This window comes from Eudoraea sp., from assembly GCF_049665975.1.
Taxonomy (GTDB): Bacteria; Bacteroidota; Bacteroidia; order Flavobacteriales; family Flavobacteriaceae; genus Eudoraea.
The window spans coordinates 1-3159 of the sequence record NZ_JBATGR010000011.1 but is presented as its reverse complement, the minus strand read 5'-3'; the positions used below and the strand labels follow the sequence as shown (position 1 = coordinate 3159).

The window sequence follows — 3159 nt, the reverse complement described above, 5'->3', positions numbered from 1 at the left end:
TAAGTCTTTTGAAATTGATTAGGTTTATCATAATAATGAAAGGAAATAAAATGGACCTTATCTGCAAGAAGTTCTGCTGCCTGGGGAGAAGACCATCCAATGGTCACCGGATGCCCCCTGTCCCATTTTGATATTTGACAGATCATTTCTTCCAGCCAGGCAAGTACCTTATTTTTCCCTCTGGAATCGAAATCCAGATCAGGCTCATTCTTGATATCCCACCCCAGAAGGGCCGGATGCTCTTTCAGCAGTTTCACAAGTGTATCGGCATGGCGGTGGGTCGCTGTCCAATCCGTCAGGTCATAATTTCCATAAAAATCGAATAAGGTCACCAATACCTTAAGATCCATTCTAGCAGCCATATCGAATACTTTCATTAGTTTCGACTGCTTGTCCTCCGTTACTTTCTCTTTCCCAAAGGCCTCATACGGAACAAAAATACGAATGGTATTTAAGCCCATTCCCCGAATCCTGGCAAAATCTTCCTTTATGATTTCTTCATTAAATCCCGAACCAAAAATATTCCAGGGTGTTTGGGCAGGGTAATAATTTAACCCTTTGATGCTTTCAATTTGAGGCGAGCCCAAATCCCGAATCTCTTTTATGGGGCTTGACGGATGCTTATCCTCAACGAGGTGTCTCACGCGCCAAAAGCCATCTTCCAGGAGCATCATTACCTGATACGATTTGATTTCCCTCATGGCATGTAGCATTTCCCCGCCCTGCCATACTTCATGATAACTTTCAACATTATGATCTGAAAAGACAACCAGCGTGCCATCAGTACTATAGAACTCAAGTACGGGATGATGTGCCAGGGTAGTTTCTTCTAGCGTTATTCCGTTGGCCTTGTTTAGTTGGAGCACCTGGTAAAGTTTACTGCGCAGGCTATCTGTATAATAGTCATCCAGGCCATAGGAATCATTACTGGCCATTGCCACGGAACGCACATACCAGGACCGAACGTAATCCCTTTCAATATCGAGCAACGTTTGTTTTTCCATGGGCCTACCCTGGTTCTCCAGAATCGCCCATTCAATTTCCGGCTGATTAGAATCGTCAACCTCTATTCCTGTATGAAGGATGGAGGCCTTATCGGCTCCGGAATTCCAAAATACCCATACCTCGCCCAATCCCCAAAGGATAACGGCATTGAGCCCAACAAAAGAGAGGATCAAAAGGGAGCGATATATGTTTTTATTCCAACTGGTCATCCGTAAATTCTATTAACTCATTATGAACAGTTCCCCCAATGTCTATTTGAAGCCGATATATTCCGGGGCTCTGATGTTCCCATGGAAGCACTATAGTGCAAAAGCCATTGCCAAGAATTCCGGGAATTGTATGTACCCTATTCTCACGACTATTGTACATCTCAATAGCTACAGGCGTACCATCGGGCTGTTGTTGCCCCAAATAACCATATACTGGTCCTATTTGAAGGGTATTTGTTTCTTTAAGGAATTCAACCTCATAAGCGGTTACCGCAGGTTTGAAATCCACAGTTATCTGAGGACTATTTGCAGCGCCAAGAACAAAACCCTGTACCTTCCAGTTTACCGCCCGATCGGGATGTAGCATAAAAGCCCTGGCAACCCCGTTAATGGTATTCCCCTGTGTTTTTAATTTTATTCCTTCGGAAGTGGTGACCATAAAAATTACTGTGGTTCCATCACTGATGCTATTGTCATGGCGATCCCGTATGGTTGAAGTAGAAAAAGTAATGACCTGATTTCCATCGGCATGCGAATGGCTCCTTTCATAGGCAATGGTAAATGGGGTTGCTTGTGACGGATGTATGTCTACTGCCAATTCCCTTGAAGTAATTCCCTGAGATGATGTGTTGATGAACAAACGTGAAGCCTTTTCCCGTGAAGTAATTCTTTGCCATCCAATTAAATGACCGGTTGTTACCTTAAAGGACTCTTTGGTGTCCATAAATTGGGTATGAATAGTCAATTCTGTTCCTTCCGCAACAGGATTGTCATATATATCCGTTGGTACGGCTACCAACATGGTATAATCTTTCTGACCGGCATAGATATTGCGTGGACCGATATAGGTTTCCATCTGTACGCTTGCCTCAGTATTCAATATTTCAATCTTGCCTTTGTCTAAAACTACTTTGTTATGTAATAAATACCAAAGACATGTACCCGATTTCCTTGTAAATTCTGAAGGAAAAGGATAAGACACCTTCCCATCGGAACGAATGCCCTTGACAACAGTTGTTCCCAGTGTATTGCTTACTATCAATAGTGGAATTCCTTTGCCGGAAATGCTAAATTGGAGCGTTACTGGTTTGCCTGCCTTTGTTTTCCGGGGAATTTGAACATGAATAGCAGCAGCAACAGTTTCTTCCTCAACTGAACCTGAACAACCCAGGATAAGAAAACTTATAAAGATGTATAAACACTGTTTCATCTACCTTGGATTTCCAATAAAATGGTTCAATTCTATTTTTATAAATTCAAAACCATCTGTGTGATGGGCTTGCAATAAGGAAGCACCATGGTGCATCTCTTTATTAAATAACTCCTTTGCTTCTATCTCTGTATTGGGGAGCCCGTTCACAAAGCAATTGTTCATATCCCTGGAAATGACCTCAATACCTGATAGATCTGCAAACCGGTATTGAAATGCCTGCTGCCGTTGTATCCGGATACCTTCAGTGATAAAATGGTCATCTAACCATAAAATCTGTTGTTCCTCATTATAGTAAGAAACCAACAGCTGTGGTATGGTAACCTCCTGTATGCCTGCATTGAATAAAATCCCATCCATTTGGTTTTCGTTCAATTGTAATTCCTGCAAAGCCACGTCTTTATAGAGGTCACTTACCGCAACATTTGCAGCACATTGGAGATTGAATTTTACAGGAACGTCTTGAAGTTCTACAGGGGTATACTCATCAGGGTTAAAGGTCTCAGGCATTGAATGGTTGTCCTTTATCCATGCAATCTGTTCAAAATTGATACGGAAAGATGTTACCTCTTTTGGCATCAACTTATGTTTGATATGGTATTTGGCATTATAATCGGTTAATGCATCATCAGTTGCATTGTAAAGGGTTGCTTTGATGGTGACATCGGCGGGGACGCGATCCACATTCTGGAGCTCACCTACAATGACATATTCATTTCCATAGCGTACCAGACT

General features: G+C 42.2%; 2 protein-coding genes and 1 pseudogene. All 3 read right to left on the bottom strand.

The genetic code is table 11. The features are described from left to right. On the bottom strand, positions 1 to 1214 hold a 1214-nt coding region (locus tag WBN20_RS00490), incomplete at its 3' end, for a cellulase family glycosylhydrolase (protein WP_424280320.1). Next, positions 1198 to 2424 carry a hypothetical protein gene (locus tag WBN20_RS00485; protein WP_424280319.1) on the bottom strand — a complete coding sequence of 409 codons (1227 nt, stop codon included), beginning with the start codon at positions 2422 to 2424 and terminating at the stop codon, positions 1198 to 1200. The genes WBN20_RS00490 and WBN20_RS00485, both read right to left, overlap by 17 nt. After that, positions 2425 to 3159 (bottom strand): annotated as a pseudogene (locus WBN20_RS00480) (hypothetical protein); the annotation flags it as partial. It lies immediately after the preceding gene.